This window comes from Bifidobacterium jacchi (genome assembly GCF_009078285.1).
GTDB lineage: Bacteria > Actinomycetota > Actinomycetes > Actinomycetales > Bifidobacteriaceae > Bifidobacterium > Bifidobacterium jacchi.
Map to the genome: position 1 here is coordinate 1 of NZ_RQSP01000081.1, position 1,638 is coordinate 1,638.

Annotated in this window: 1 protein-coding gene; it reads left to right on the top strand. The window is 63.5% G+C overall.

Annotated elements, in window-relative coordinates; genetic code table 11:
* Positions 1-580: 580 nt before the first annotated feature.
* On the top strand, positions 581-1,522 hold the full coding sequence (locus EHS19_RS10345) for a hypothetical protein (RefSeq protein ID WP_151917681.1): 942 nt from the start codon (positions 581-583) through the stop codon (positions 1,520-1,522).
* Positions 1,523-1,638: the final 116 nt, after the last annotated feature.

A 1,638-nucleotide genomic window follows, 5' to 3' on the forward strand; every position in this document is an offset into this window, starting at 1 on the left:
GTCACAGGGTGCGGGCGCTCCCTGTGACCGAACCCGCTCCCTGTGACCGCTCCCTGATGTGGAGAACAAGCATCATCGACAGCGGACACCGCAAGTCGTCCCGCGGTAGAGACGGCACAACGATCAGTCCACTTCAGCCGGTCACAACGTCGTCACTGGGCAATCCGGCGGTTTCCGTGAAGCGCTGGGTGTCACGGTCCGTCGGTCGAGGACGCATTCCGTTGGTACCGTAGTGGTAGTAGTGGAAAGGTGGTTTTCGATGGGTGACGGGTTTTCGACGACGGCGGTGCCGCCGGTACCCATGCCGTCCGGGCGTGAGGTGAGGCATGATGACGGGACTGGCCGGGTTGTGCCGGTTCCGTTGCCGTCCGATGGTGACGTGTCGCCTGTTCCGTTGCCGTCCGGGGACGGGCGGAAGCCGGGTGCTGTCATGGAGCATGCTGACGATGGTGACCGGGGCGTGCCGCCGGCGCCCATGCCGTCCGGGCGCGTGTTGCAGGATGAGGGGGTTGACCGGGGTGTGCCGCCTGTCCCGTTGCCGTCTGGGCGGGGTATGCTTCCGTTGCCGGAGGCGGCTGGCATGGTTGATGCGATGGCTGTGGATGCTGGTTCTGGTTCCGGGCGCGGACCATCCCGTCGTAGGCTGATTGTCGTTCTGGGCGTGCTGCTGGCTGTCGCCATGATCGTGGGTGGGATTGTCTGGTGGCGTGTGGACGTGGCGCGGCGTGTGGGTGTGGCGCGGTCGGCGTGCGAGTCGAGTCGTAGTGAGGCGCAGCGCATGGTCGGCGAATGGAGCACCGTGAAAGCGTCCGGTGAGGTGCGGAGCGCGTTGAAGGTCACGGTCGCGCAGGTGGCGGACGCGAGCACGGTGACTGCGTTGGCGGCGACTGTGAAGACGAATCCGGGTGAGCCGGTCGCGTGCGACGGGTCGGACGTGTCGGGGTTGGATGCGGCGCGTGCAACGAATGATCGGCTGGCCGATGATGCGGGGCGGCGTGTGAAGAGCGTGCGTTCGGATGCGCAGGCTGTGGTGGCGAGTCGTGACGCGAAACAGTTGGCGGATGCGAAGACCCGACTGAACAGCAAGGTGAGTGAGGCCAGAAAGCTGCTGGCATCGTCGAAGAACCGTGTCGCGGACGACAAGACGCGCACCGTGTTGTCGGATGCGATCGACGCGGCGGCCAAGGCGAACGATGTGGCGGCGGTCGAGAAGGCGGTCAAGAGTCTGGATGCCGCGTCGAAGCGCGTCAGCGAGTCGGTGGCGGCGAAATCGAAGGCGGACAAGGCGAAAGCGGAGGCGGAGGCCGCGAAACGGGCCGCCGCCCAAACCCAAACGACCACACCCCAATACACGGCACCCCAGTATTCGACCCCGCAATACACCACGCCCCAACAGTCCACACCCCAGCAAAACACGCCCCAGCAAAGCACGCCGCAGTACGGTGAACTGGGGTATTCTGACGGTACGCCGATTCAAGGAGAACACAAACCCGGTATCGTCACGCCTGACGTTGCAGGCTGACTATCTTTATTGTTGTAAGAATCACTTTCTATACGTCATTATTGGATGAGATAAGGCCCATTTTCGCTTATTGCCTTTTGTCCGCATAGTGGGTTTCTGTAGCGTCACGCAGATCG